23 protein-coding genes are annotated in these 25497 nt (G+C 72.9%); 9 read left to right on the top strand and 14 right to left on the bottom strand.

Features of this window, described 5'->3' with window-relative positions; all coding sequences use genetic code 11:
• Window positions 1–257 precede the first annotated feature (257 nt).
• Both ACFT2C_RS22455 and ACFT2C_RS22460 read right to left on the bottom strand, forming a co-directional pair.
• Window positions 258–2441, bottom strand: coding sequence for an HNH endonuclease (locus ACFT2C_RS22455; RefSeq protein ID WP_377209299.1), 2184 nt, complete (start codon window positions 2439–2441; stop codon window positions 258–260).
• Window positions 2442–2602: 161 nt separating this feature from the next.
• Window positions 2603–3532, bottom strand: coding sequence for an alpha/beta fold hydrolase (locus ACFT2C_RS22460; RefSeq protein ID WP_377209300.1), 930 nt, complete (start codon window positions 3530–3532; stop codon window positions 2603–2605).
• Window positions 3533–3599: 67 nt separating this feature from the next.
• Here ACFT2C_RS22460 and ACFT2C_RS22465 point away from each other — a divergent pair, with 67 nt between their 5' ends.
• Window positions 3600–4040, top strand: coding sequence for a GNAT family N-acetyltransferase (locus tag ACFT2C_RS22465; protein WP_377209301.1), 441 nt, complete (start codon window positions 3600–3602; stop codon window positions 4038–4040).
• A complete protein-coding gene (locus tag ACFT2C_RS22470; RefSeq protein ID WP_377209302.1) occupies window positions 4037–4564 on the top strand; it encodes an O-acetyl-ADP-ribose deacetylase in 528 nt (175 codons plus the stop codon). The genes ACFT2C_RS22465 and ACFT2C_RS22470 overlap by 4 nt, the downstream gene beginning before the upstream one ends.
• A 33-nt stretch (window positions 4565–4597) precedes the next feature.
• On the opposite strand, the gene ACFT2C_RS22475 is transcribed toward ACFT2C_RS22470, so the two are convergent.
• The 4 genes from ACFT2C_RS22475 to ACFT2C_RS22490 are packed head-to-tail and all read right to left on the bottom strand — an operon-like array spanning window position 4598 to window position 7821.
• The gene (locus ACFT2C_RS22475; RefSeq protein WP_377209303.1) at window positions 4598–5095 is read right to left on the bottom strand and encodes a GNAT family N-acetyltransferase; all 498 of its coding nucleotides are present in this window, start codon (window positions 5093–5095) and stop codon (window positions 4598–4600) included.
• A 25-nt stretch (window positions 5096–5120) separates the two neighbouring features.
• Window positions 5121–5810, bottom strand: coding sequence for an HAD hydrolase-like protein (locus tag ACFT2C_RS22480; RefSeq protein ID WP_377209304.1), 690 nt, complete (start codon window positions 5808–5810; stop codon window positions 5121–5123).
• Between the two features lie 20 nt (window positions 5811–5830).
• Window positions 5831–7396, bottom strand: coding sequence for a multicopper oxidase family protein (locus tag ACFT2C_RS22485; protein WP_377209305.1), 1566 nt, complete (start codon window positions 7394–7396; stop codon window positions 5831–5833).
• The gene (locus ACFT2C_RS22490) at window positions 7393–7821 is read right to left on the bottom strand and encodes a hypothetical protein (RefSeq protein ID WP_377209306.1); all 429 of its coding nucleotides are present in this window, start codon (window positions 7819–7821) and stop codon (window positions 7393–7395) included. Before ACFT2C_RS22490 ends, ACFT2C_RS22485 begins: the two co-directional genes overlap by 4 nt.
• Window positions 7822–7967: 146 nt before the next feature.
• Between ACFT2C_RS22490 and ACFT2C_RS22495 the strand changes: the two genes are divergently transcribed.
• Both ACFT2C_RS22495 and ACFT2C_RS22500 read left to right on the top strand, forming a co-directional pair.
• On the top strand, window positions 7968–9092 hold the full coding sequence (locus ACFT2C_RS22495; protein WP_377209307.1) for a sensor histidine kinase: 1125 nt from the start codon (window positions 7968–7970) through the stop codon (window positions 9090–9092).
• A 5-nt stretch (window positions 9093–9097) separates the two neighbouring features.
• A complete protein-coding gene (locus ACFT2C_RS22500; protein WP_377209308.1) occupies window positions 9098–9751 on the top strand; it encodes a response regulator in 654 nt (217 codons plus the stop codon).
• Window positions 9752–9755: 4 nt separating this feature from the next.
• Here the strand turns inward: ACFT2C_RS22500 and fgd are convergent, their stop codons facing one another.
• Window positions 9756–10757 carry a glucose-6-phosphate dehydrogenase (coenzyme-F420) gene (gene fgd, locus ACFT2C_RS22505; RefSeq protein ID WP_377209309.1) on the bottom strand — a complete coding sequence of 334 codons (1002 nt, stop codon included), beginning with the start codon at window positions 10755–10757 and terminating at the stop codon, window positions 9756–9758.
• Window positions 10758–10836: 79 nt separating this feature from the next.
• Window positions 10837–12075 (bottom strand): MFS transporter, encoded by a 1239-nt coding sequence (locus ACFT2C_RS22510; protein WP_377209310.1) that lies wholly within the window; start codon window positions 12073–12075, stop codon window positions 10837–10839.
• 92 nt (window positions 12076–12167) lie between these two features.
• Between ACFT2C_RS22510 and ACFT2C_RS22515 the strand changes: the two genes are divergently transcribed.
• Entirely contained in the window at window positions 12168–13067 is a 900-nt protein-coding gene (locus ACFT2C_RS22515; protein WP_377209311.1) for a LysR family transcriptional regulator, read from the top strand.
• Here ACFT2C_RS22515 and ACFT2C_RS22520 read toward each other — a convergent pair.
• The 5 genes from ACFT2C_RS22520 to ACFT2C_RS22540 are packed head-to-tail and all read right to left on the bottom strand — an operon-like array spanning window position 13064 to window position 20296.
• Window positions 13064–14011, bottom strand: a complete 948-nt coding sequence (locus tag ACFT2C_RS22520; protein WP_377209312.1) for a hydroxymethylglutaryl-CoA lyase — start codon at window positions 14009–14011, stop codon at window positions 13064–13066. The two genes, ACFT2C_RS22515 and ACFT2C_RS22520, sit on opposite strands and share 4 nt — an antisense overlap.
• Window positions 14004–16172 (bottom strand): biotin carboxylase N-terminal domain-containing protein, encoded by a 2169-nt coding sequence (locus tag ACFT2C_RS22525; protein WP_377209313.1) that lies wholly within the window; start codon window positions 16170–16172, stop codon window positions 14004–14006. Before ACFT2C_RS22525 ends, ACFT2C_RS22520 begins: the two co-directional genes overlap by 8 nt.
• 5 nt (window positions 16173–16177) lie before the next feature.
• On the bottom strand, window positions 16178–17728 hold the full coding sequence (locus tag ACFT2C_RS22530) for an acyl-CoA carboxylase subunit beta (RefSeq protein WP_377209314.1): 1551 nt from the start codon (window positions 17726–17728) through the stop codon (window positions 16178–16180).
• Between the two features lie 32 nt (window positions 17729–17760).
• Window positions 17761–19407 carry a fucose isomerase gene (locus tag ACFT2C_RS22535; protein WP_377209315.1) on the bottom strand — a complete coding sequence of 549 codons (1647 nt, stop codon included), beginning with the start codon at window positions 19405–19407 and terminating at the stop codon, window positions 17761–17763.
• 43 nt (window positions 19408–19450) lie between these two features.
• Window positions 19451–20296 (bottom strand): helix-turn-helix domain-containing protein, encoded by an 846-nt coding sequence (locus ACFT2C_RS22540; protein WP_377209316.1) that lies wholly within the window; start codon window positions 20294–20296, stop codon window positions 19451–19453.
• A 109-nt stretch (window positions 20297–20405) separates the two neighbouring features.
• On the opposite strand from ACFT2C_RS22540, the gene melA reads away from it, so the two are divergent.
• Both melA and ACFT2C_RS22550 read left to right on the top strand, forming a co-directional pair.
• On the top strand, window positions 20406–21809 hold the full coding sequence (gene melA / locus ACFT2C_RS22545; protein ID WP_377209317.1) for an alpha-galactosidase: 1404 nt from the start codon (window positions 20406–20408) through the stop codon (window positions 21807–21809).
• 115 nt (window positions 21810–21924) lie between these two features.
• Window positions 21925–22533 (top strand): TetR/AcrR family transcriptional regulator, encoded by a 609-nt coding sequence (locus ACFT2C_RS22550; RefSeq protein ID WP_377209318.1) that lies wholly within the window; start codon window positions 21925–21927, stop codon window positions 22531–22533.
• A 57-nt stretch (window positions 22534–22590) separates the two neighbouring features.
• On the opposite strand, the gene ACFT2C_RS22555 is transcribed toward ACFT2C_RS22550, so the two are convergent.
• Window positions 22591–23769 (bottom strand): acyl-CoA dehydrogenase family protein, encoded by a 1179-nt coding sequence (locus tag ACFT2C_RS22555; RefSeq protein ID WP_377209319.1) that lies wholly within the window; start codon window positions 23767–23769, stop codon window positions 22591–22593.
• 59 nt (window positions 23770–23828) lie between these two features.
• Between ACFT2C_RS22555 and ACFT2C_RS22560 the strand changes: the two genes are divergently transcribed.
• Window positions 23829–24599 carry an enoyl-CoA hydratase-related protein gene (locus tag ACFT2C_RS22560; protein ID WP_377209320.1) on the top strand — a complete coding sequence of 257 codons (771 nt, stop codon included), beginning with the start codon at window positions 23829–23831 and terminating at the stop codon, window positions 24597–24599.
• Between the two features lie 35 nt (window positions 24600–24634).
• A complete protein-coding gene (locus tag ACFT2C_RS22565) occupies window positions 24635–25447 on the top strand; it encodes a TrmH family RNA methyltransferase (RefSeq protein WP_377209321.1) in 813 nt (270 codons plus the stop codon).
• Window positions 25448–25497 lie beyond the last annotated feature (50 nt).

Genomic DNA, 25497 nt, shown 5'->3' on the forward strand with positions numbered 1-25497 from the left:
AACACCGGTCCAAGCCCGGGCTCGACGAGCGTCCCGCGAGCACCAGGCAGGCGGGCGGGGCACCGCGTCGGTCTCGACGACGACGGCATCGACGTTTGGCCGTGGCCGTGGATGCTCCAGGCAAATGCCCAGGCGGTCGACGTCAACCGACTCTTCGGGCGCGTCAGCGGGTCTGCGTTGTGCCGGTTGCCGATGCGACGCGGACGCGCTGACACGGATGCCGGCCCTGTCGGATCGGCCCTGTCAGATCGGCCCTGTCAGAAGGGTGGGGCGTCGGGGTCGTTCGTGTCGGTGGGCTGGTCGGTGGGTTCGTCGGGGGTGCTGGGCATGGCTCCGGGTTCGGTGGTCTGGTAGGGGCGGGGCAGGTGTCGGCCGGTGAGGGCGTGGAGGGTGAGGTCGTTGCTGGTGTCGGGATCGATCTCGTCGATCTCGACGTGGGTGTCCAGCGCGGTCGGCGGCCGGACGTGCGTCCTGCCTGTGGGAGCGGTCCACGTCGTCACCCCGGTGTCGGGGTCGCGGATGACGCCCCAGCCAGCGTGGGTTTTGAGCAAGTGATGCTTGCGGCACAGCGCGTGGAGGTTGCGGGCGTTGGTCTGCCCACGTTGACCGTCCCGGGTCCCGTCCGTGCTCGCGTTGTCGTGGTTGGTCTTGTCGTGGTTGGTCTTGTCGTGGTCGAAGGGGTGGATGTGGTCGAGGTCGCATCGGCTGGCCGGGATGTCGCACCATCCGAACATGCAGTGCTCGTCGCGGGCCTCGACGGCGGCGCGCAGGGTCTTGCCGGGTTGGTAGGTGGTGGTGGAGTAGTCGGTCAGGATCCCGGTGACGGGGTCGGTCAGGAGTCGTTGCCAGGTCGCGTCCTGGGCGATGGCCGTGGCGGTGTCGGCGGGGATGGGGCCGTACCCGTCCAGGTGTCCGGGGGCGTCGTCCAGGCCGAGGAGCGCGGTGGCGGGGATCGTGACCCGGATGACGGGGCGGGTCGGCGTGATCCGGACCGGCCGCACGACCTCCTGCACCACTTTCTGCACCACAACCTGCTGGACAGGTGCCCGGCCGCCACACGTGCACACCGGCACGTCCGCGCCCTCAGAGGCCTCCGCGGCCTCCGCGGCCTCAGACGCTTCCGCGCCGCTGGACTGCTCGGCACCAGCCGACTCGGCACCAGCCGGCTCGGTGTCCGCCGGCTCCGCTGCGGGGTCCGTGTCGGGTTCGGGGTCGGTGAAGCGGTCGGCGGGTAGGAGGCGGCCGGTGATGATGCCGGTCAGGGAGTCGGCGCGCAGCTGCCCGAGGGTGCGGTCCTCGCCGGTGACGTGGCGCAGCTGGTGGGCCATGTCGTCGACCACGCCCCAGACCGCCGCGGCGTCGGTCGCGGGCAGGTACGCCGAGAGCCAGCCCATGTCGTTGTGCGCCCGGTCGACCTGCACGCTGCGCCGGGCCGTCTCGGCCTTGGCGGTGGCGGCGGCGCCGTGCCGGTTCTTCGCGAACGCGAGCATCTTGTTCTGCAGCCACTTCCACGTGTGTCGCGGTGCCCGGGGCAGGAACTTCTGGATCGCTTCGGCGCGTTCGGCCACCGTCAGCTGCGTGGCGGAGCGCAGCAGCGTGTGTGCCTTACGCACGTCGATCCGGCCCGCGAGCAGGGCCTGGATGACGGTGGGGTGCAGGGTGCCCGACTCGGCCCGGACCACGACCTCGCTCGCCTCGGGCTCGGTCACCACGAGCTCACCGGTGACCTGCCCGACCAGCGAGTTGTGCGCCAACGGGTGACTCTCCCGCCCGGCACGCTCGGCCACCACCCTCGCCTGCACACCCGCCGCCCAGGACTGCAACCGGCCGCACGCGACCATCACGTCCCCCAGCGTGTCGTCCGACAGGTCAGCCAGCACACCCGAACCCGACACACCCGAACCCGCGACGACGCCGTGGTCGGGGTCGGGGTCGAGGTCGCCGGCCAGGTCGATCGCCTCGGCCACCACCCGTGCCAGCCGCGGACCGGGGACATCCCGCAACGCCTGTCGCAGGATCTCCTGCGGCCACAGGAACACCGGCACAGCGTCCGGCGGCCAGTCCGGCGGGACGTCCGGCAGCCAGTCCGCCGCGGTGTCCGGTGCAGAGGCCGGGCCTGACGCCACGCCCGTGTCTGAGCCGTGCTCCGGCCCGTGCCCCGGCCCTGCCGAGTCGTCCGTCTCCCAGCCCCGGACCGTACCCCGGTACCAGGCGTCGTCGAACGGCTCGCCCTCGAACGGTGCGCCCGGAGGCATCACGTCGTCCGGCACCAGATGCACCAGCATCCCGTCCCGCACCACCACCCGACCTCGCACCCGCTCACCCACCGCTTGGCCCATGGCCAGGTCGTCCACCGCCAGGTCGTCCACGGCCGAGTCATCGACGGCCAGACCCTCGCGCGTCCCGCGGTCCATGCCCGCATCGTCCTGCCCAGCGTCCATGCCCATCACCTCCTCCACACCCACAACCTATCGATACGCCCCCATTACTGCGGACGTTTGTTCGACTCTAGCCGCCGCCGCTGACACCCGGCCGATCATCTGCTGTCCGCAGAAGAAGATGCGAGCGCCGCCACCCGCGGGTGCTCGCGCGCCATCAAAGCTCAGCGCAGCCCGAACTCCGTGATCGCTTCCGTCATAAGCTCCCACATCCGTCCTCCGACGTGCCCCTCGTCCTCGACGACGTGCAGGCGACTCGCGGGCATCGCCTGGTGCAGCCGCCACGGCGTCACGACCGGAGCGCTCACATCGCGGCGACCGTGGATGAGCACCGAGGGCACCTCCCGCAGCGCCCCGATGCCATCGAGGATCCCGGTCGGGCCGAGAAACGCGTCGTTCGCCCAGTAGTGCGTCACCAGTGTTGCCTTGTTCCGATCGACCACCAACGGACCCGGCTCGTACCCCGGGCCGAGGGAGACGTGCGTCGACTCCCACTCCTCCCAGACGGCCGCAGCAAGCTCCCGGGTCGCGGGATCCTCGCTCCGCAGCCGGCGGGCTACAGCCTCCACGAACCGCTCGTCAGGCAGCGGTCGTGCGGTGGCGACCAGCCGCGTCCACACCTCCGGGAACAGCCGCCCGACGCCGTCGGTGACCCAGTCGATCTCCTCCCGGCTCGTACTGGTCACCGCGAGCAGCACGAGACCATCGACCCGCTCCGGGTGCGCCTCCGCGTAAGCCAGGCCCAGGGTCGAGCCCCACGACACACCGGTCACGAGCCACCGCTCGATCCCGAGATGCTCGCGCAGCGCCTCGATGTCGAGGATCAGCCGCTGCGTCGTGTTCCCGTCGAGCGAGTCCAGCGAGTCGACAGCAAGCGGACGGCTGCGACCGCACCCTCGTTGGTCCAGGCCCACGACCCGATAGACGGACGGATCGAACAAAGACCGGTACCACCAACCACCCAGGCCGCTGCCTGGCCCACCGTGCAGGTAGAGCGCGGCCCTGCCTGCTGGGTTCCCGGACTGCTCCCAGTACAACGACGCGCCGGCTGTCTCAAGGGTGCCGGATCCATATGGCTCGACCTGGGGAAACATCTCGCGATCCTATTCCCGCCCTTTTTTTCCTCGGCCGGTGTCAGTGACCAGTGATTGACTCCGGACCATGAACGACGCGCCCTACGAGTTCTCCACCGACCCCACCCGCATCGACGGCGACCGCGTGCACGAGCTCATCACCCGGCACACCTACTGGGCCAAGGACCGCCCGCGGCAGGTGATGGACGCCGCCATCGCGGGCTCCCGGCCCTACGGCGTCTACCGCCGCGACACGGGCGCTCAGGTAGCGTTCGCGCGCGTCGTGACCGACGGCGTGACGTTCGCCTGGCTCGCCGACGTCGTCGTCGACCCGGACCTGCGCGGGCAGGGCATCGGCAAGCTGCTCGTCGCGGGCGTGGTCGCCGACATCGAGCCGCTGGGCCTGCGCCGCACGCTCCTCGCCACGGCCGACGCCCACGGCCTCTACGAGCAGTTCGGCTGGCGTCCGGTCGACGACGGGTTCAAATGGATGGAACGCACCGGAGCCACACGGGGAGCAGACGCATGAGCGTGTCCGTCGAGATCGGCGACCTCACCCACGTCGAGGTCGACGCCGTCGTCAACGCCGCGAACTCCACCCTCCTGGGTGGCGGCGGGGTCGACGGCGCCATCCACGCCGCCGCCGGACCGCGCCTGCTCGAGGCGTGCCGGCGCCTGCGCAACACCACCCACCGCGACGGCCTGGCGGTCGGCGACGCAGTCGCCACACCGGCGTTCGACCTGCCGGCCTCCTGGGTGATCCACACGGTCGGGCCGAACCTGCACCGCGGCCAGGACGATCCCGCACTCCTCGCCTCCTGCTTCGGCCGGTCGCTCGACGTCGCCGCCGAGCTCGACGTGTGGTCCGTCGCTTTCCCGGCGGTGAGCGCGGGCGCCTACGGCTGGCCGATGGCCGACGTCGCCCGTATCGCCGTCGCCTCCTGCCGCGCCTGGCTCGCCGCGCACCCGGACGCCAGCCCGAAGGACGTCCGGTTCATGGTTCTCGACCAGCGTCTCCGGGACATGTTCGACGCCGAGCTCCAGACGGTGTGACGGGCAACCCGGCGCGCGTAGCCGAGCGGCGTCTTAGAGCTCCTTGCCGTACCAGTGCTCCGAGTAAGGCGTGAACGTGTACGGCTCGATCTCGTCGTAGCCGAGGCGTTCGTACAGTGCGCGGGCCGCGACGAAGTCGGACCGGGTCTCCAGGACCATGCGGCGCGCCCCGAGCCGCCGGGCTTCGTCCTCGGCCGCGCGGACGATGAGCTCTGCGCCGCCCCGGCCACGAAACTCCGGGCGCAGGAATACCCGCTTCAGCTCGGCTCGCGAGTCATCGAGCAGGCGGACGCCGGCCATTCCCGCCGCCGCGCCCTCGTGGCGGGCAATCACGAGCGCGCCTTCGGGCGGCACGAAGTCCGTGCCTCGGTCCGCGGCGATCTCGCGCTCCAGCTCGTCGGGGTCGGTGCGGCGGTTCTCCTTGAGCAGGTACCAGCTGTCGCTCATGTTGGTGTAGCACTCGCGCCAGAGCGCGACGGCGTCGGGCGAGTCGAACGGCTCAGGGGCGACGGTCCATGCGTCGTGCGTCATCACTATCGCTCTCTGCTCGCCGCCGTCAGCTCGTGAGCAGCTTGCGCAGCTCCGCCGGCGTCGTCGCCGTCGCGACGGCGCCGGCGGCCTCCAGCTCGCCGGGCGCGGCGTAGCCCCAGGTCACGCCAACGGTCGGGATGCCGTGGTGGGCGGCGGCGTGCACGTCGTGCTCGCGGTCGCCCACCATGACGACCTGGCCGGGGTCGGCGCCGAGCGCGACGGCGTGCGCCAGCGCGCGCTCCACCACCACCTCCTTGCCCTCGGACTCGCCGGCCTCGTAGTCGCCCGCGCCGTGGACGCCGTCGAGCCCGCCGGCGAGGTAGCCGTCGAGCCCGAAGTGCTCGACGATCTTCCGCGCGTAGAGCTCGGGCTTGGCGGTGGCGACCAGGAGCGTCAGCCCCGCCGCGCGCAGCTCGGCGAGCGCCTCCGGGACGCCGTCGAACACCGAGTTGTCGAACATGCCGCGCACCTCGAAGTCCCGACGGTAGGCGGCGATGGTGGCGGCGGCGTCGGCGGCGGACTGGCCGATCCCGGCCAGGCTCGTCCCGAGGGGCGGGCCGACGAAGGTCCGCAGGACCTCGTCGGACGGGACCGCGAACCCGGCGTCTGCGAATCCGGTGCGCAGCGACCCGATGATGCCGGGCGCGGAGTCGGTGAGGGTGCCGTCGAGGTCGAGCAGGACGTGCGTGATGCGGTGGGGAAGCGAGAGGGTCACCCCGTGAGCGTGCCACAGGTTCAGTGGTGGCCTGCGTGGCCGTCCGCGTCCATCCCCTCGTGCGCGTCGTCCGCCCCGCCCCCCGGCGCGGTTCCGGGTACGGTTCCCGCCTGCTGCCCCGGCTCGACGACCACGAACTGCCCCATCATCCCCTCGTCCTCGTGCAGCAGCATGTGGCAGTGGAACATGTAGGGCACGTCGGGGTTCGCGTAGTCGTCGAACCGCATGAGCAGCCGATAGGTGCGGTTCGGCTCGAGGTACACGGTGTCCTTGGACCCGGCCAGCTCGGGCGGCGGCGCGTCGCCGTCGACCGACAGGATGCGGAACTGCACGTCGTGCACGTGGAAGCTGTGCGGCATCGGCACGATGCTGTGCACCTCCCAGATCTCGGTCGCGCCCTCGGTGACGACCTCGTCGATGCGCCCCATGTCCATGCTCTTGCCGTTGATCCGGCGGTCGTCGAGCTCGAACGTGCGGGTCACGGCCGCGTCGTCCTCGTGCAGCGCGTCCTGCGCGGCGTGGGCCGACGGCGCCCAGGCCGGGTCGGGCGACGGCGCGAGCTCGTCCGCGGCCCGCAGCTCCAGCACGTCGAACGCGTCGTTGCCGCCCATCGCGAACGGGACGACGATGCCCCCCAGGTCGGCCTCGAACGAGCGCAGGCGCGTGGTCTCGCCCGGCTCGACCTCGACGACGACCTCGGCGCGCTCGCCGGGCGCGAGGCGCACCTGCTCGAGCGTCACCGGCGCGTCGAGCAGGCCCCCGTCGGTCGCGACGAGCTCCATGTCCCGGTCCTCGAACCCGAGCTGGTAGGTCCGCGCGGTCGAGCCGTTGAGCAGCCGCAGCCGCACGCGCTCGGTCGTGACCTCCTGGTACGCGCCCACGGTGCCGTTGGTCAGGACGGTCGAGCCGAGCGTGCCGGGCTCGCTGCCGTTGTCCTTGAGCTCAAGCTGGCCGTCGTCCTCGAAGATCTTGTCCTGCACGATCACCGGGACGTCGTCGACGCCGTAGTCGTGCGGCAGGTCGGCGGTGCGGGAGGCGTCGTCGTCCAGGAGGAACATACCGGCCAGGCCGCGGTAGACGTGCTTCTCCGTGGCGCCGTGCGGGTGCGGGTGGTACCAGAGGGTGGCGGCGGGCTGGTCGATCTGCCAGGTGGGGCGCCACGTGGCGCCGGGGGCGACCTCCTGGTGCGGGCCGCCGTCCATCGCGGCGGGCAGGTGCATGCCGTGCCAGTGCACGCTGGTCGGCTCGTCCAGGTCGTTGGTGACCTCGACGGCCACCCGCTCGCCGCGCTCGGCGCGCAGCGTGGGCCCGAGGTAGGAGCCGTTGTAGCCCCACGTCTTGGTCTCGACGCCGGGCCGAAACTCGGTGACGCCCTCCTGCGCGGTCAGCGAGAAGACGCGGGTGCCGTCCACGACGCGCGACGGCGCCAGCGGCGGGATGGCGAGCTCGTTCGTGAACTCCGCCTCGTCCACCGGGGTGACCGAGCCGGGGACGAGAGCGCAGCCGGCGAGGGCGAGGGCGGCCAGGCCTGCGACGAGGGCGCCGGCGACGGCGGGCCGCGAGCCCCGGACGCTGCCCCGCCTCATCGCGCGTCCCCGCGCAGCCGCTGCACGCCGGCCGCGGCCAGGCCCGCGAGCGCGCCCCAGAACGCGTCGGTGAGCAGCACCGGGATGACCGCCCACGCCGGTCCGCCCGCCCCGGGCCCGAAGCCGCCGAGCGCGGGGACCAGCAGCCCGAGCGCGGCCGTGACGAGCCCGTAGGCGACGCCGGTGAGCGTGAGGGTGAGCACGGGCCGGGGCACGCGGCCGAGGCCGACCACCCCGATCCACACGGCGGCGGTGATGCCGAGGACGGCGAACGCCCGGGGCGCGCCGTCGCCGAGCACGCCGGTGAGGCCGGTCAGGGGCCAGAGCAGGGCCAGCGCGGCCAGGCCGGCGACGACCCCCCACGGGACGAGGGGCGCGGTGGGCGCGGGCGGCGACGGCTGGGCCGGGAGCTGTGGTGAGGTCATGCCTCGACGGTGCCCGCCGGGGCCGCCGTCCCACATCGGCCCTGGATCGTCTCCTGGTGTCGCCTGCGGGCGACACGAACCCTGACTTTGCGCCCGGACGGCTCGGGGCTGATGCCGCAGGGCCGCACCATCCGTAGGGTTGCGATGTGTCCGAGCCCAGCGCCGTCCCGCGCACCGTCGACCCGCGCGTCACCGACGTCGTCCTGGCGCTCGTCATGGCGCTGGTGGTCGCCGTCGTCATCGCCGCGGACCCCGAGGCCGTGCGGCACGCCGGCCCGGGGGCGTACCTGTTCGCGGCGGGCTTCGGGGCGCTGGTCCTTATGCGGCGCCGGGCGCCTCGGACCGTGCTCGTGGTCACGGTGCTGGGCGTGTTCGTCTACTACACCTTCCAGTTCGCGCCCATCGGCATGGCGCTGCCCGCGGTCGCGGCGATCTACTCGGCGGCGGAGCTGCGGCACACCGGGTGGGCCATCGGCGGGGGCGCCGTGCTGGTCGCGGTCTCGACGTACTACCGGACGGTGGGCAACACCCCCGAGGAGCACCTGACGCCGTACGACCTGGTCACGAACGTGGCCCTGGTCGCTGCGGCCGTCGCGCTCGGCGTGGCGGTACGCCTGTCGAGAGAGGCGCGGGTGCACGAGGCCCACGCCGCCGAGCAGCGGCTGCAGGCCGAGCGCCTGCGCATCGCCCGGGACCTGCACGACGTCATCGGGCACAACCTGTCGGTGATCGCCCTGCACTCCGGCGTGGCCGCCGAGGCGGTCGGCAGGGACGACGACGCGGCCCGGGGCGCGCTGGAGCACGTGCGCGAGGCGACGTCGGGCACGCTGCACGAGCTGCGCTCGACGGTCCGGGTGCTGCGCGGCCCGGTGGACGGCCCCGCGCCGACGGGCCTGGCGGGCGTCGACGCCCTGGCGAACCCGGCGCGCGCGGCGGGGCTCGCCGTCGACGTCGACCTCGACGTACCGCCCGGGCTGCTCGACGGCGCCATCGACGCCGCCGCCTACCGGATAGTGCAGGAGTCGCTGACCAACGTGCTGCGGCACGCCGCCGCCACGCGCGTCGCCGTCTCCGTGCGGGTCACCGACGGCCGCCTCGTCCTGAGGGTGTCCGACGACGGCCGGGGCGCCGGCCCGGACCTCGTCCCCGGCTCCGGGATCTCGGGGATGCGCGAGCGCGTGGCCCTGCTCGGCGGCGCCCTCACCGCGGGCGCCGCGCCCGGCGGCGGGTTCCGCGTGGTCGCCGACCTGCCCCTGCGGCTGGACGGCTGACGCCCATGATCCGCATCGTGCTGGTGGACGACCAGGAGCTCGTGCGCGCGGGGCTGCGCGCGCTGGCGGAGAGCGAGGGGGACATCGCCGTCGTCGGCGAGGCGGCCGACGGCCGGTCGGGGGTGTCCCGGGTGCGGGAGCTGCGGCCCGACGTCGTGCTCATGGACGTCCGGATGCCGCGCCTGGACGGGCTGGCCGCCACCCGGGAGATCGTCGCCGACCCCGCGCTGGCGGGTACCAGGGTGCTGATCCTGACCACGTTCGACGAGGACGAGCACGTCTTCGAGGCCATCCGGTCCGGGGCCTCCGGCTACCTGCTCAAGGACGTCGCCCCGGCCGAGCTGCGCCGCGCCGTCCGCGTGGTCGCGGCGGGCGAGGCGCTGCTCGACCCGGGGGTGACGGCCACCGTGCTGCGGGCGGTCGCGGCAGGCCCGGCGCCCCGGTCCGGCGACGACCGGCTGGCCGGGCTCACCGAGCGCGAGCGCGAGGTGCTGCAGCAGCTCGGCCGTGGGCTGACGAACGACGAGATCGCCCGCGAGCTCTACCTCAGCCCGGCCACCGCACGCACCTACGTGAGCCGGCTGCTGGCCAAGCTCGGCGCGCGGGACCGGGCGGCGCTGGTGATCCTGGCCTACGAGACGGGGCTCGTGCGGCCGTGAGGGGTCACAGTGCCTTGAGCCGCGGCAGCACGTCCTCGCTGAACTGGGTGAGGAACCGCTCCTGGTCGTGGCCGGGGCCGTGCACCACCAGGTGGTTCAGGCCGGCGTCGACATAGGGCTTGATCAGCTCGACCGCCTGCTCCGGGTCGGACGCGACGATCCAGCGCTTGGCGACCTGCTCGATCGGCAGCTCGTCGGCCAGCTGCTCCATCTCGGTGGCCGAGGTGACGCTGTGCTTCTGCTCGGGCGTGAGCGACAGGGGCGCCCAGAACCGGGTGTTCTCCAGCGCGGTGGCGGCGTCGCGGTCATACGAGATCTTGATCTCGATCATCTTGTCGACCGCCGCGACGTCCCGCTCGGCCTTGGCGGCGCCCTCGGCGACGGCCGGGATCAGCTTCTCCGTGTACAGGTCCATGCCCTTGCCGGACGTGCAGATGAAGCCGTCGCCCGCGCGCCCGGCGTACCGCGCCACGAGCGGGCCGCCCGCCGCGATGTAGACCGGCACCGGGTTCTCCGGCCGGTCGTAGATCTGGGCGCCCACCAGCTGGAAGTAGTCGCCCTTGAAGTCCACGGAGTCCTCGGTCCAGAGGGCCCGCATGAGGTCCACGGCCTCGCGCAGGCGCGCGAACCGCTCCTTGAACTCGGGCCACTCGCGGCCGGAGACCGCGATCTCGTTCAGGGCCTCGCCCGTCCCGACGCCGAGGATCACGCGGCCTGAAGTCAGCAGCGCGAGGCTCGCGAAGGTCTGCGCGATGACCGCGGGGTTGTAGCGGAAGGTGGGGGTCAGCACGCTCGTGCCGAGCTGGATCCGGGAGGTGCGCTCCCCCGCGGCGGCGAGCCAGGCGAGGGCCGACGGCGCGTGGCCCCCCTCGTGCCGCCACGGCAGGAAGTGGTCGGAGACCATGGCGCTGTCCAGTCCCACCTCCTCGGCGCGTACTGCGAGCTCAACCAGCTCGCGCGGCCCGAACTGCTCGGCGGACGCCTTGTAACCGATCTTCAGAGTCACGCCCAAGACCCTACGCTCGATCGTGCGCGTGCGAACCCCCGCGTCGCGCACGTCACATCCGGCCTGGTCACGTACCCGATCAGGCGCGCCGCATCGCCGACGCCGCCCACCCGCCGGCGAGCGCCACCAGCACCACGAAGACGCCGAGCACCGCCGGGGCCGGCAGGTACACGAGGCCGACGCCGACCGCGAGCACCGGGACCACCAGGCCCGCGTAGGCGACGAGGAAGACGAGCGCCAGCGCCTCCGCGCGCTCCCCCGGCGGCACCATGGCCGCCGTCCGGCCCAGGGCCGCCTTGAACAGCAGCCCCGCGCCACCGCCGGCCAGCAGGCCGCCGGCCACGAAGAGCCAGGTCGAGGCCAGCACGACGCCGCCGAACAGCGCGGCCGGCCCGGCGACGATCAGGACCGCCGCCGCCCCGAGCTGGACCCGCTGCGCGATCGAGGCCACGAGGGACTGGCCGAGCGCGCCCGCCAGGAACGGCGTCGCCGCGACGGCGCCCGCCACGATCAGGGACGGCTGCCCCAGCTCCTCGCGGACGAACGACGCCGCCACCGAGCTGAACAGGCCGAACACGGCGAACGCGGTGAACGCGCCGACGGCACTGGCCGCGAACCGGCCGCGCAGCTCGCTGCCGATCGCCACCCGCTGCGGCCGGTAGGGCAGCAGGCCCGGGCGGTGCAGCACGGTCTCGGGCACGAACAGCGTGGCGGCCAGCAGCACCACCAGCACCACGCCGAACACCGCGTACGGCAGCACCAGCGGGTGGGCGGACGGCGCCGCGAGCAGCCCGGACAGAACCGGCCCGAGGCCGAGCCCGCCCAGGTTCGCCACCGTCGCGACGACGGCGGCTCGCCCCGGCGCCGGACGGGACCGGCCGCCGTCCAGCTCCGCGAGGTAGGCGGTGGCCGTGGCGGTCAGCGCGCCGATCCCGACGCCCGAGACCAGGCGGGCCACGAGCAGGCCGGCCAGGTCGTCCCGGACCAGGAAGCCGACGGCGGCCAGGATCTCCAGCGCCGCCGCGAGCAGGATCAGCGGACGGCGGCCGACCCGGTCGCTCAGGTGCCCGACGAAGAACAGGCTGGCGACGACGCCCACCGCGTACGCCGCGAAGATCACCGTGACCGTGAACGGGCCGTACCCGTCGCGGGCCACGTAGAGCGTGTAGAGCGGGGTCGGCACCGTCGAGAAGGCCATGAGCAGCAGGAACGTCAGTCCGGTGACCCAGAACCCGGCGCCGTGGCGGCGCGGTCCGGCCGGCGTGCGGGTACCTGGGACGGCGGGAGCAACGGCGGAGCTGGTGTGCGTATTCGTCACCCCAGCAGTCTGCGCCGGCGGATTGACCAGGACAAGCGAATCATTGTGATCCGATTCATCTCTGATCGCGATAGATCTGCGACAATGTCCCCGTGGACACCCGGCACCTCGAGTACTTCATCGCCGTCGCGGAGGAGGGCAGCTTCACGCGCGCCGCCCACCGGCTGCAGACCGTCCAGTCGGCGGTGTCGGCGGGCGTGCGGACGCTGGAGCGCGAGGTACGCGCCACGCTCTTCGTGCGCTCGACCCGCCGCGTCGAGCTGTCCGACGCCGGGCGCGCCCTCCTGCCCGAGGCGCGCGCCGCCATCGAGTCCGTTGACCGCGTCTTCGACGTCGTGACCGCGGCCGAGCGCGGCCTGCGGGGCCGGCTGCGCCTCGGCGTCTTCGCCAACTCCGACGTGGTCGACGCCCCCGCGTTCGCCGGGCGGTTCCACGAGCTCTATCCGGGCGTCGCCCTGAGCGTGGTGGCCTCCCCCACCGGCTCCACCGGCCTGGCCGACGACGTCCGCGCCGGCCGCCTCGACCTCGCGATCACCGGGCTCCCGCTCGCCGACCTCAAGGGCCTGCGCACGCGCGAGATCCTGGTGGACGAGTTCGTGGCGGTGGTCCCCGAGACCCACGAGCTGGCGCGACGCGACATGCTCTCGCTCGACGAGCTGGTCGCCGAGCCGTTCATCGACGGCCCGCCTGGGTTCGGCCACCGGGTGGTCATCGAGCGGGTGCTGGCCGCGCGCGGGCTGCGCCGGACCGTCGTCGTCGAGAGCCCGGACATGGGGCTCGTCTCGCGGTTCGTCGCCGCCGGGCTGGGCGTCGCCGTAGCCCCCACCTTCGTGCTGCGCCCCACGCGGGGCGCCGTGACCCGCCCCCTGGACACCCCGCTGGGCTTCTCGCTCCAGTCCGTCACCCGGCCCCGCACCACGCGCCCGGTCGAGGCGGCGCTGGCCCTGCTGCACCGGCTGACGGCGGACGCGCCCACCCAGGAACAGGTCTAGGGCCGCAGCGCCTGCAGCACCCGGCTCGGCGACGGGCGCCCCAGGTGCCCCTCCAGCCAGGTCCCGGTCTCCACGAGGCGTGGCATGGAGACGCCGGTCGTGATCCCGAGCCCGTCGAGCATCCAGAGCAGGTCCTCCGTGGCGAGGTTCCCTGTGGCCGACTCCGCGTACGGGCACCCGCCGAGCCCGCCCGCCGACGTGTCGAACGTCGTCACCCCGTGCCGTAGTGCGGCGGCCACGTTGCCGAGGGCCTGCCCGTAGGTGTCGTGGGCGTGCAGGGCGAGCACGTCGTCGGGTAGGCCGGCGTCGTTCAGGGCGTCCAGGAGCGCGACGACGTGCCCCGGCGTCCCGACGCCTGTCGTGTCCCCGAGCGAGAGCTGCTCCGCCCCAAGGTCCATGAGCCGCTTGCCCGCCGCGACCACCTGGTCCAGCGGGACGTCGCCCTCCCACGGGTCGCCGAAGCACATCGACACGTATGCCCGCACCCGCATCCCGGCCGCGCGTGCCCGGGTCATGACCGGCTCGAACATCGCGTACTGCTCGTCCAGGGACCGGTTCAGGTTGCGGCGCGCGAAGGAGTCGGTGGCGCTGGCGAAGACGGCGATGTGCCGCAGCCCCAGGTCGTAGGCGCGCTCCAGGCCGCGCTCGTTCGGCACGAGCACCGGCAGGTCGCGGGCCCGGTCGCCGAGGCGTCGCACCAGGGCGGCCAGCACCTCCTCGGCGTCGGCGAGCTGCGGCACCCAGCGCGGGTGCACGAGGCTCGTGGCCTCCACGTACGGCAGGCCGGCGTCGAGCAGGCGCTCGACCAGGTCGACCTTGACCGCGGTCGGGACTATCGCATCCTCGTTCTGCAGCCCGTCGCGCGGGCCCACCTCGTAGATGGTGACGCGGCCGGGCAGGCCCGGGTCGGGCACCACCTGAGGGTGGCGGAGCTGCTCAGCCATGCGTCGCCTCCTGCTCGTCGGGGGTCTGCTCGATCTCGAAGAGCACCTGCCGCGCAGTCACCTGTTCCCCTGCCGCCGCGCGCACCCGCACCACACCGTCCGACGGCGCCACGAGCGCCACCTCCATCTTCATCGCCTCCAGCACGCCGAGCGACTGCCCGGCGGTCACCACGTCGCCGTCCCGCACCTCGACCCGGGCCAGGGACCCGGGCATCACGGCGAGCACGACGCCGTCGGACAGCTCGGCCGCCGCGACGCTCGACGCGCTCGGGCGGACGAACCGGAACGTGTGCCCGCGGGTGCTCACCTCCACGGACCGCGGCCGCACCTCGACGGCGAACCACGCGGTCACGCCGTCCAGCGCGAGGAGCACGACGCCCGCTGGGTCGCCCGCCGGTTCGCCCACCGCGCGGCACGACGTCGGCGGCTCGCCTTCGCGGCGCACCTCGCCCCGGGCGGTGCTCACCCGGAGCACCGTGTCGTCCAGCTCGACCCAGGTGTCGGCGGGCGGGCCGCCGAGGCGCCAGCCGTCGCCGCCGTCGTGCGCCGCTGTGGCCGCGATCGACCAGGCGGCCGCGACGAGCGCGGGGCCGGGGTCCGGCTGCGGCAGCTCGTGGGTGTCCAGCCACGCGGTGTGCACCTCGCCGTCCCGGAACGCGTCCGAGTCCGCGAGCGCCCGCACGAACCCGGTGTTGGTGACCAGGCCGCCGATCGCCGTCGCGTCGAGCGCGTCGACGAGCGCGCGCCGGGCGGCCTCGCGGTCGGCGCCGTGGGCGATGACCTTGCCGATCATGGGGTCGTAGGCGGCGGGGACGACGGTCCCGTCCTCGATGCCGGCCTCGACCCGGACCACGCTGGTCGAGCCTGCAGAGACCCCCGGGCCTTCGCTGGTCGAGCCTGTCGAGACCCCCGGGCCGGGCCAGCGAACCCTCGTCGCGGTCCCGGCCTGCGGCAGGAACCCGCCGAACGCGTCCTCGGCGTAGATTCGCGCCTCGATCGCGTGGCCGACGACGGCGACGTCGTCCTGTGCGAAGGTCAGCTCGTGGCCGGCCGCGACGAGGAGCTGCTGCTCGACGAGGTCGATCCGCTCGCCGCGCACCCGGACGACCTCCTCGGTGACGGGGTGCTCGACCTGGAGGCGGGTGTTCATCTCGAGGAACCAGGCGCCGACGCTGGTCGGGCCGCTCCCTTCGTTGGTCGAGCCTGTCGAGACCTCGGTTTCGGCAGACCCAGCCCGCGGGGCGTCCTCAACCCCCGAACGGACTTCGACCAAGAACTCCGCCGTCCCGACGCCGGTGTAGCCGACCTCGCGGGCGAGGCTCACCGCCCAGGCGTGCAGGTGCTCGCGCAGCGCAGGGTCGAGTTCGGGCGCCGGGGCCTCTTCCAGGACCTTCTGGTGGCGGCGCTGGGCGGAGCAGTCGCGCTCGTGCAGGTGCAGCACGTTGCCGTGCTCGTCGGCGAGGATCTGCACCTCGACGTGCCGGCCGCGCTCGACGTAGCGCTCCAGCAGCACCGTGTCGTCGCCGAACGCGGCGGCGGCCTCGCGGCGCGCGGCGGCCAACGCTGGGCCGAGCTCGGCCTGCTCGCGCACGATCCGCATGCCCTTGCCGCCGCCCCCCGCGGCGGCCTTGACGAGGAGGGGAAACCTTCCGCTCGTCGAGCCCGCCCCGCTGGTCGAGCCTCCCTCGCTGGTCGAGCTTGTCGAGACCCCGGTTTCGACAGGCTCAACCACCGGTGAGGTTTCGACAAGCTCAACCTGCGAGAGCACCGGCACGCCCGCCGTCTCGGCGATCTTGCGCGCCGTGTCCTTGCGGCCCATGGCGTCCATCGCGTCGGGCGGCGGCCCCACCCAGGTCAGCCCTGCGCCGATGACGGCGCGGGCGAACTCGGCCTGCTCGGACAAGAACCCGTAGCCGGGGTGGACGGCGTCGGCGCCGGTCTCCTTCGCGGCCGCGAGCAGCGCGGGGATCGAGAGGTAGGAGTCGGCGGCCGGCGTCGGGCCGATGCGGACGGCGACGTCGGCGGCTCGGGTGTGGGGTGCACCGGCGTCGGCGTCCGAGTAGACGGCGACGGTGCGCAGGCCGAGGCGGCGGGCGGTGCGGATGATCCGCAGGGCGATCTCGCCGCGGTTGGCGATCAGGAGGGTGTGGATCGTGGGCATCGTGATCACATCCGGAAGATGCCGTAGGACGGCTCGGCGATCGGGGCGTTCGCCGCGGCGGCCAGGCCGAGGGCGAGGACGCGGCGGGTGTCGGCGGGGTCGATCACGCCGTCGTCCCAGAGGCGGGCCGTGGCGTAGTAGGGGTTGCCCTGGGCCTCGTACTGGGCGCGGATGGGGTCCTTGAACGCCTCGACGTCTTCGGGCGCGAGGTCCCGGCGGACGGTCGCGAGGACCGACGCCGCCTGCTCCCCGCCCATGACGGAGATGCGGGCGCCCGGCCACATCCAGAGGAACCGGGGGTCGTAGGCGCGGCCGCTCATGCCGTAGTTGCCGGCGCCGAACGAGCCGCCGAGCACCACCGTGAACCGCGGCACCGAGGTGCAGGCCACGGCGGTGACCAGCTTGGCGCCGTCCTTGGCGATGCCGCGGTGCTCGTACTCCTTGCCGACCATGAACCCGGCGATGTTCTGCAGGAACACCAGCGGGATGCGCCGCTGGTCGCAGAGCTGCACGAAGTGCGCGCCCTTGAGCGCCGACTCCGAGAACAGGATCCCGTTGTTCGCCACGATGCCGACCTGGTAGCCGTCGATCCTGGCGAAGGCGCAGACCAGCGTCTCGCCGTACCGGGCCTTGAACTCCGTGAGCTGGGAGCCGTCGACGATCCGCCGGATCACGTCGCGCACGTCGTAGGGCGTGCGGGGGTCCGAGGGGACGTCGTAGAGGCCGTCGGGGTCGAGCTCGGGTTCCTCGGGCGCCGCTCGGTCCAGGCTCGGCGCGGCGGCCCGGGTGGTGCCGACGATCTCGCGGACGATGCGCAGGGCGTGCGCGTCGTCGTCGGCCAGGTGGTCCGCGACGCCCGACGTCGTCGTGTGCACCAGGCCGCCGCCGAGCTCCTCGGCCGTCACGATCTCGCCCGTGGCGGCCTGCACGAGGGGCGGCCCGCCGAGGAAGATCGTGCCCTCGTCGCGCACGATGACCGCCTCGTCGCTCATCGCCGGCACGTACGCGCCGCCCGCGGTGCAGGAGCCCATGACGGCGGCGACCTGCGGGATGCCGCGTGCGGACAGGTTCGCCTGGTTGTAGAAAATGCGCCCGAAGTGCTCGCGGTCGGGGAACACCTCGTCCTGCATCGGCAGGTACGCGCCCCCGGAGTCCACGAGGTAGACGCACGGCAGGTGGTTCTCGGCGGCGACCTGCTGGGCGCGCAGGTGCTTCTTCACCGTGATCGGGTAGTAGGTGCCGCCCTTGACGGTGGCGTCGTTGGCGACGATCACGCACTCGCGCCCCGCGACCCGCCCGATGCCGGTGACGATGCCCGCGCTGGGCACCGCCCACTGCCCCCCGTACATGTCGTAGGCGGCCAGCGCCCCGATCTCCAGGAACGCGGACCCCGGGTCGAGCAGGCGGTCCACCCGGTCGCGCGCGAGGAGCTTGCCGCGCGCCGTGTGCTTCTCGCGTGCGGCGGGCGAGCCGCCCTCGCGGACGCGCGCCAGCCGGTCGCGCAGCTGCGCGGTGAGGGTGCGTAGATCCGTTCCAACGCCCGTGTCGGTGGCCATGTGCCGCAGCATAGCCCGCTGGTTAATGATCGTTAACCCCCGGCGAGCGCCGCCACCTCCCCGCAGACGTGCACCTCGACGCCTAGCGCCTCGAAGAACGCGGCCTTGGCGATCAGCGCGTCGTCGGCGGTCGCGGCGTCGGGCGCGTAGGCCACGCTGAGGTGGTTGGCCCTGTGCCGGGCCATGAACTGGTCGCGCGAGATCCCGTGCAGCACCGCGTGCATGATCGGCCACTCCGGGTTGGTCGCCTGCCACCGGCGCTCCGTCTCCTCCGGGGGCAGGGCGACGGCGGAGGCGCGCCCCAGGTCGACGTGCAGCCGGCCGCCGGCGATGTAGACCCGGGACCAGACGATCTCGCCCGCCTTGGAGACGCCCTTGATCGTGGAGCCGCCGAGCGGGAAGTACACCGGGTTCTGCCGCCACCCCTGTGCGCCCGCGTAGCCGCCCTCCAGGTGCGACGGCGGCACCGAGCCCGAGATCTCGAACACCCACACGAACTCGCCGTCGTACTCCTCGCCCCAGCGCACGTCGTGCAGGGTGGTGGCCGGGTCCAGGCCCATAGCGGTCCACAGGCGGTTGGTGGTCAGCGCGTCGACGGCGACGCCCTCGTCGGCCTCGTTGAAATGCGGCAGCGCCTTGCCGTCCCACAGCACGCGCTCGCCGTCGCGCGCGGTGACCGGGGGCCGGTCCACGTTGTTCAGCAGGCCCTCGGCCAGGTCGGAGGCGGGGCTGAGGTCCTTCAGCCCCTGCTGGTACTGGATGCCGACGGCGTCCAGCCCGAAGTCGTCGGCGATGCGCAGCGCCGCGACGTACATCTTGTGCTGCCACCACAGCTGCGCGGCGGTGAGCTCGGTGGCCTCGTCCTGCCCCAGGCGGAACGTCATGCCGGCGTCCTCCAGCCAGGCCTGGACGGCGGCCGCCTCGGCGTCCGGCACGCGCTGCATCTCGGCCCACAGCGCGGACTGGGACAGGCGCTCCTTGTAGATGCCGATCGGGTTCAGCAGCTCGTCGTCGATGATCGCGTTGTACATGCCCATGCAGCCCTCGTCGAAGACGCCGATGATCGCCTTGTCCCGCAGGAGCTGGTCGGCCAGGGCGCGCCCGAGGTCGGCCTCGGGGCCCGCGGGCAGCGCCGGCGAGTCGGTCACGTGCGAGGCGTCGTGCACGATCGCGCCCGTCTCCAGCCACTGCCGGATGCCGTCGCGGAACCACGCGTCGGTGAAGTCCACGCTCCAGATCGTCGAGTAGGGCTTGCCCATCTTGGTCAGGCCGGCGTTGAGGCCGAGCAGCCCCACCAGGCCGGGCCAGTCCCCCACGAAGTTCGCGACAGTGAGGATCGGGCCCTCGTGGGTGCGCAGCCCCGCGAGCACGTGGTGGCTGTACTGCCAGACCGCCTCGGCCACGATGAGCGGCGCGGTGGGCGGGACCGAGCGGAAGACCTCGAGCCCCATCCGCTGCGAGCTGATGAACCCGTGCCCCGTGGCGGGGTCGACGTCGTTCGCGCGCACGACCGTCCAGCCGAGCTCGGCGAACGCCGCGGTGACGTCGGCCTCCATGGCGGCCTGGGTGGGCCAGCCCGCCTGGTTCGCCGACTCGCGCAGGTCGCCGCTGGCGACGAGGTAGGCCGTCTGCGGCGCCGCCTGGGGCCGCGGGGAGACGGCGGGAAGGTCGTAGGACATCTCGGGCTCCTTCGTCCGGTCGTGAATCTCCAGCCTCGCAGACTTAGCGGAAGGTGCGGCGGTAGGCGCCCGGAGCGGTGCCGCACACCTCACGGAAGGTGTCGTAGAAGCTGCTCTGCGCGGTGAACCCGGACGCATGCGCGATCTCGGCGGTGGTGCGGTTCGAGGTGATGAGCAGCCGCTGCGCCTCCGCGACGCGGCACCGCGCGATGTACGTGCCCACCGTCGTGCCGACGACCCGCTTGAAGAGCGTCATCGCATGGCTGGGGCTCAGGTGGACGGCGCGGGCCACGTCGGCAGCGGTGATCGGCGAACGGTAGTGCTCGGCCACGAACTGGGCCATCGCCGCGGCGCGCCCGGCCGCCCCGGCCTGCGGGTCCGGCTCGTACGGCGGCCTCGGGCCCTCCGGTTCGTCCTGCGCCGCCCGGGCCAGGACCCGCCGCACGAACGCCTGGGCCTCGAGCATGACGACGGTGCCGTACCCGCTGTCCAGGACGTCGTGGTGCCAGCTCTCGAAGAGGGCGGCGACGTCCCGCACCAGGGCCGCCGTCGGCACGACGACGGGCCGCGCCCGCAGCAGGACCGCCATCTGCTCGGTGGGCAGCGCCCAGCTCAGCACCTCGGTGAGCGGGATGTGCACCCACGACACGTCGGTGGGCGTTGCGCCGGGCTCCACGAGCTGGTGCGGGGTCCCGCCCCAGAACAGCGCCACCTCGCCCGCCTCCACCCGCAGGAACGAGCCGCCGAAGAGGTACTCGAGCCGGCCACCGTGCACCAGGTTGAGCTCCAGGTCGTCGTGCCGGTGCGGCCGCATCATCACCGGCGGCGTACCCCGCTGCACCCACAGGGCGGGTTCGTTCAGCTCCACCTCGTCGTCCGCGAGAGCCATGAGCGGGAGCATAGGGCCCAGCACGGCCGGAGCGCAGGCCGGAGGATTCCGGAGAGTCGGGGCACGCAGCCGGAGGTATGACCGCCATCCTCTGACCTAGCGTCGCAGCATGGCTCATTCCCCGAAGATCACCATCATCGGAGCTGGCGGCTTCGTCTTCCCGTTCCGCCTCATCGGCGACCTGCTCAGCTTCCCGGCGCTGCGCGGCGCAACCCTCAGCCTCATGGACCTCGACGCCGGCCGCCTCGACCGGGTGGCGACGGCCACCCGGGAGCTCGTGGCCCACCACGGCCTGCCCACGGTCGTCGAGCAGACCACCGACCGGCGCGAAGCCCTGCGCGACGCCGACTTCGTGATCATCACGTTCCAGGTGGGCGGCGTGGAGTCCTACCGGCACGACGTCGAGATCCCGCGGCGCTACGGCGTCGACCAGCCGGTCGGGGATACCGTCGGCCCGGGCGGCGTCTTCCGGTTCCTGCGTTCCGTGCCCGCCTACCAGGCCATCGCCGCCGATGCCCTCGAGGTGTGCCCGGACGCCCAGTTCATCAACTACGCCAACCCGATGGCCATGGCCACCGCGTACCTCAACGCACTGGGACTACGCACCGTGGGCCTGTGCCACAGCGTGCAGGGCACCACCTGGATGCTCGCGCGCACGCTGGGCGTGCCGTACGACGAGGTGTCCTTCCGCTGCGCCGGGATCAACCACCAGGCGTGGATCGTCGACTTCCGGCACGGCACCGAAGACCTCTACCCGCGCCTGCGCGAGGTGATGAAGGAGCGCCACCTGCGCGCCCGCGCGGCGTCCGACCTGCTGTCCGACGACGGCGACCACTCCGAGGCGGCCCTCGCGGCCAGCAACTACGAGGGCGGCAACGAGCAGGTACGCACCTCGCTGATGAACCACTTCGGCTACTTCGAGACGGAGTCCAGCCACCACGCGTCGGAGTACGTGCCGTACTTCCGCAAGGACGCCGCGACCGTCCTCGAGTACATCCCGGAGCGCTGGGACTACTACGAGATCTGCGCCGCGCACGACGAGCAGGGCGACGTCGACGAGCAGCTCGAGCGGCTCAAGGCGAACCTGAGCCCGTCCGTCGAGTACGGGGCCTCCATCGTGAACGCCGTGGTCACAGGCGTGCCGGCGGTCGTGTACGGCAACGTGCCCAACGCAGGGCGGGTCATCACCAACCTGCCTGACGACGCCTGCGTCGAGGTGGCTTGCCTGGTCGACGCCAACGGCGTGCAGCCGACGTCGTTCGGCGACCTGCCGCCGCAGCTCGCGGCGATCAACCGCACGAACACCAACGTGCAGACGCTCGCCGTCCGCGCGGCGCTGACCGGCGACGTCGAGCACGTGCACCACGCCGTCGCGATGGACCCGCTCACCTCCGCGCACTGCACCCTGGAGCAGATCCGCGAAATGACCGACGAGCTGCTCGCCGCGCACGCGGCGCTGCTGCCGGCGGCCTTGGTACCGGCAGCACCGGTGCCGGCGGCCCTGGCGCGCTGAGCGCACGCGGTGCCGCTGCTCGTGGTGTTCCTCGTCTTCCAGCGGACGTTCGTCCAGGGGATCGCGAGCACGGGGATCAAGTAGGCCGGTTGCCGCCGCTCCTAGACTGCTCCCCGTGACCCCGCGCAGGCAGCAGATCCTGAGCACGGCCGCCGACCTGTTCGCCGACCGTGGCTTCCACGGCGTCTCCATGGGAGACATCGGCGCCGCCGTCGGCGTCTCCGGCCCCGCCCTGTACAAGCACTTCGCGGGCAAGGAGGACATCCTCGGGCAGTGTCTGCTGCACGCCTCCGACCAGCTCCTCGCGGGCGCCCGGGAGCTGCTGTCCGACGGCGGTGCGCGCGCCGCCGTCGGACGACCGGAAGCAGGCCCGGCCGCACTCACCGCCGAAGCGGCCGCGGCCGCGCTGGAGGCGCTGATCGCGCGGCACGCCGACTTCGCGCTCGACAACCCGGCGCTGATCGTCGTGCAGGAGCGGGAGTGGGGCGCGCTCGGCGCCGACACCCGCGCTCAGGTCCGCAAGCGCCAGCTCGCCTACGTCGAGGTGTGGTGCGACGCGCTGCGGCCGCTGCGCCCCGACCTGTCGGCGGAACAGGCGCGCGCGGCGGTGCAGGCCGCGTTCGGCCTCCTCAACTCGACCCCGCACAGCGCCCGCATAGGCCGCGAAGCAATGCGAACTCTCCTGACGAGCATGGCCCGCGCCTCTCTCCTCCCCGACAGTTGAGTGCTGGGTATTTGCGGCTTCGAAACGGTTCGAGCCAACAGATACCCAGCACTCAGCTCACTCGACTGGGAGGCCCAAGCCCCTTGCGATCAGCATTCTCTGGAGTTCTGAGGTGCCCTCGCCTATCTCCAGGACCTTGGCGTCGCGGTAGAAGCGGGCGATCGGGCCGTCCTCCATGACGCCGTACCCGCCGAACACCTGCGCCGCGATACGCGTAGCCGTCACGGCGGACTCCGTGGCGTACAGCTTGGCGACGGACGACGCCCGCCGGAACTCGTCGAGCGGCGCGCCGTCGTCCTTCAGCGCGGCGGCCCGGTAGGTGAGCGCCCGGCTGGCCTGGAGCATCACCTCGACGTCGGCGATCTGGAACGCGACGCCCTGCTTGCGGCCGATCGGGCCGCCGAAGGTGGGGCGCACGCCGGCGTGCTCCACCGTGAGGTCCAGCATGGCCTGGATGCAGCCGGTGGCCAGCGCCGCGACGGCGACCCGGCCCGTGTTGAGGCAGATCATGAGCTGCTTGAAGCCGTTGCCCCGCACGCCCAGCAGGTTCGCCTCGGGGACGCGCACGTCCTCGAACCGCAGGGCGTGGGTGTCGCAGGAGCGCCAGCTCATCTTGTCGTGCAGGGGCTCGACGACGAACCCCGGGGTGTCGGTGGGCACGATGATGGCGCTGAGCTCGGGGCGGCCGTTGGGCAGGGTGCCGGTGCGGGCCGCGACCGTGCAGATGCTGGTGATCGGCGTCCCGGAGTTGGTGATGAACTGCTTGGCGCCGTTGATGACCCACTGGCCGTCGACGACCTCAGCGGTGGTCTCCATGGCGTTGGCGTCGCTGCCCGCGCCGGGTTCGGTGAGGCCGAACGCGCCGAGGCGGCGGCCCGCGACGAGGTCGCGCAGCCAGGTGTCCTTCTGCTCCTGGGTCCCATAGCTGAGCAGGGCGCCGACCCCGAGGCCGACGCCGGCCCCGAGCGTGATGCCGACGGACTGGTCCACGCGGCCGATCTCCTCGACGGCGATGCTGAGGCCGGTGAGCCCGAGGTCGGACCCTCCGTACTCCTCCGGGGCGGTCAGGCCGAACAGGCCCAGCTCCCCCATCTGGTGCACCACCTCGACGGGCAGGCGACTCTCCCTGTCCCATCGGGCGATGTGGGGCGCGATCTCGCGGTCGGCGAAGTTCCGTACCGCGTCCCGGAGCTTGGTGTGCCCCGGGTTCTCTGGTGAGGTATGCATGTTAGGCATGTCACTGAGGTTAACCACCATTAACCTCGCAGCGCCAGGCCCCACCCGGAGGACTTCCGATGCCCAGCCAGAGTCAGGTCGCCTACGACGTCGTAGAGCTCGACCTGCCCGACGCCCCGTCCGCCCCGTATGCCCGGATCACGCTCGACAACCCGGACCGCCGCAACGCGCTCTCGTACGCCGTGCTCGACCAGCTCCAGGCCGCGCTGGACCGTGCCGCGGACGACGACGTCCGCGCCGTCGTCCTGGCCGCCGACGGGCCGGCGTTCTGCTCCGGGGCGGACCTCACCGAGGCCCTGGCCGACGGCATGACCCGGTCTGCTCGGCGGCTCGCCGAGGTGCTGCGGGCGCTCCTCGCCCTGCCCAAGCCCGTCGTGGCGCGCGTGCACGGGCCGGTGCGGGCCGGCGGGATCGGCCTTGTCGCCGCGTGCGACGTCGCCATCAGCGCCGACAGCATCACCTACGCCTTCACCGAGGCCCGGCTCGCGCTCGCGCCCGCCGTCATCTCGCTGGCGGTGCTGCCGCGGATGACGCCGCGTGCAGCGTCGCGCACGTTCCTCACGGGCGCGCCGTTCACGGCCGCCGACGCCGCGGCCTGGGGCCTGGTGACCCGCACCGTCCCGCTCGACGACCTCGACGCGGAGGTCACGGCGGTGCTCGCCGGACTGGCCGCGGGCGACCCGCAGGGGCTGGCGGCCACCAAGGAGCTGCTCAACGCGGACGCGCTGGCCCGCTTCGACGCCCACGTGGACGACGCCGTCGCGACCTCGGCCAAGCTCTTCGGCTCGGAGCCGGCGCACGCCGCGATGGCAAAGGTGCTGAAGCGCTGACGGCGCCCGCCCGCCCGGGGTGTTTGGATGGGGGCGTGGCCATCCGGATCTCCTCGCGCAACGCACGCTTCCAGCAGCTCCAGACGCTGCTCACCAACCGCAACAAGCGGCATCGGGCCGCCGAGTTCATCGTGCAGGGCGTGCGGCCCATCACCATGGCCGTGGAGCACGGCTGGGAGATCCACTCCCTCCTGTACGACGCCGAGCGCCACCTCTCGCAGTGGGCCCGGGGCGTGCTCGCGGCCCACCCGCACGTGGAGCACGTGAAGATGGCGCCTGACCTGCTGGCCGAGCTCGCCGAGAAGGACGAGGCCGAGCTGCTCGCCGTCGTCGGCATGCGTCCGGACACCCTGGACCGCATCGAGACCGGCCCGGACTTCCTCGGGGTCGTGTTCGACCGGCCCACGCAGCCGGGCAACATCGGCGCGATCATCCGGTCGGCCGACGCGTTCGGGGCGGACGGCGTGATCACCACCGGGCACGCCGCCGACGCCTACGACCCCAAGTCGGTACGGGCCACCACGGGCTCGTTCTTCGCGACGCCGGTGGTGCGGGCGCCGTCCTCTGCGGAGGTCATGGCGTGGGTCGACGAGCGCCGCGCCGCGGGACTGCCGATCGTCGTCGCGGCCACGGACGAGCACGGCGACGCCGACGTGTCCGCCTTCGACCTCACCCAGCCGGTCCTGCTCCTGGTCGGCAGCGAGACGGCTGGACTCACCCAGGCCTGGCGCGACGCCGCCGACGTGACCCTCAGCATCCCGATGACGGGCTCGGCCAGCTCCCTCAACGCGGCGAACGCGGCGACGGTGATCCTCTACGAGACCCGCCGCCAACGCCTGGCGACGTAGTCCTCCGGTGGTCGAGCTTGTCGAGACCCCCTGACAGGTCTCGACAAGCT

It is taken from the genome of Promicromonospora sp. NPDC057138 (assembly GCF_042670845.1).
Taxonomy (GTDB): domain Bacteria; phylum Actinomycetota; class Actinomycetes; order Actinomycetales; family Cellulomonadaceae; genus Promicromonospora.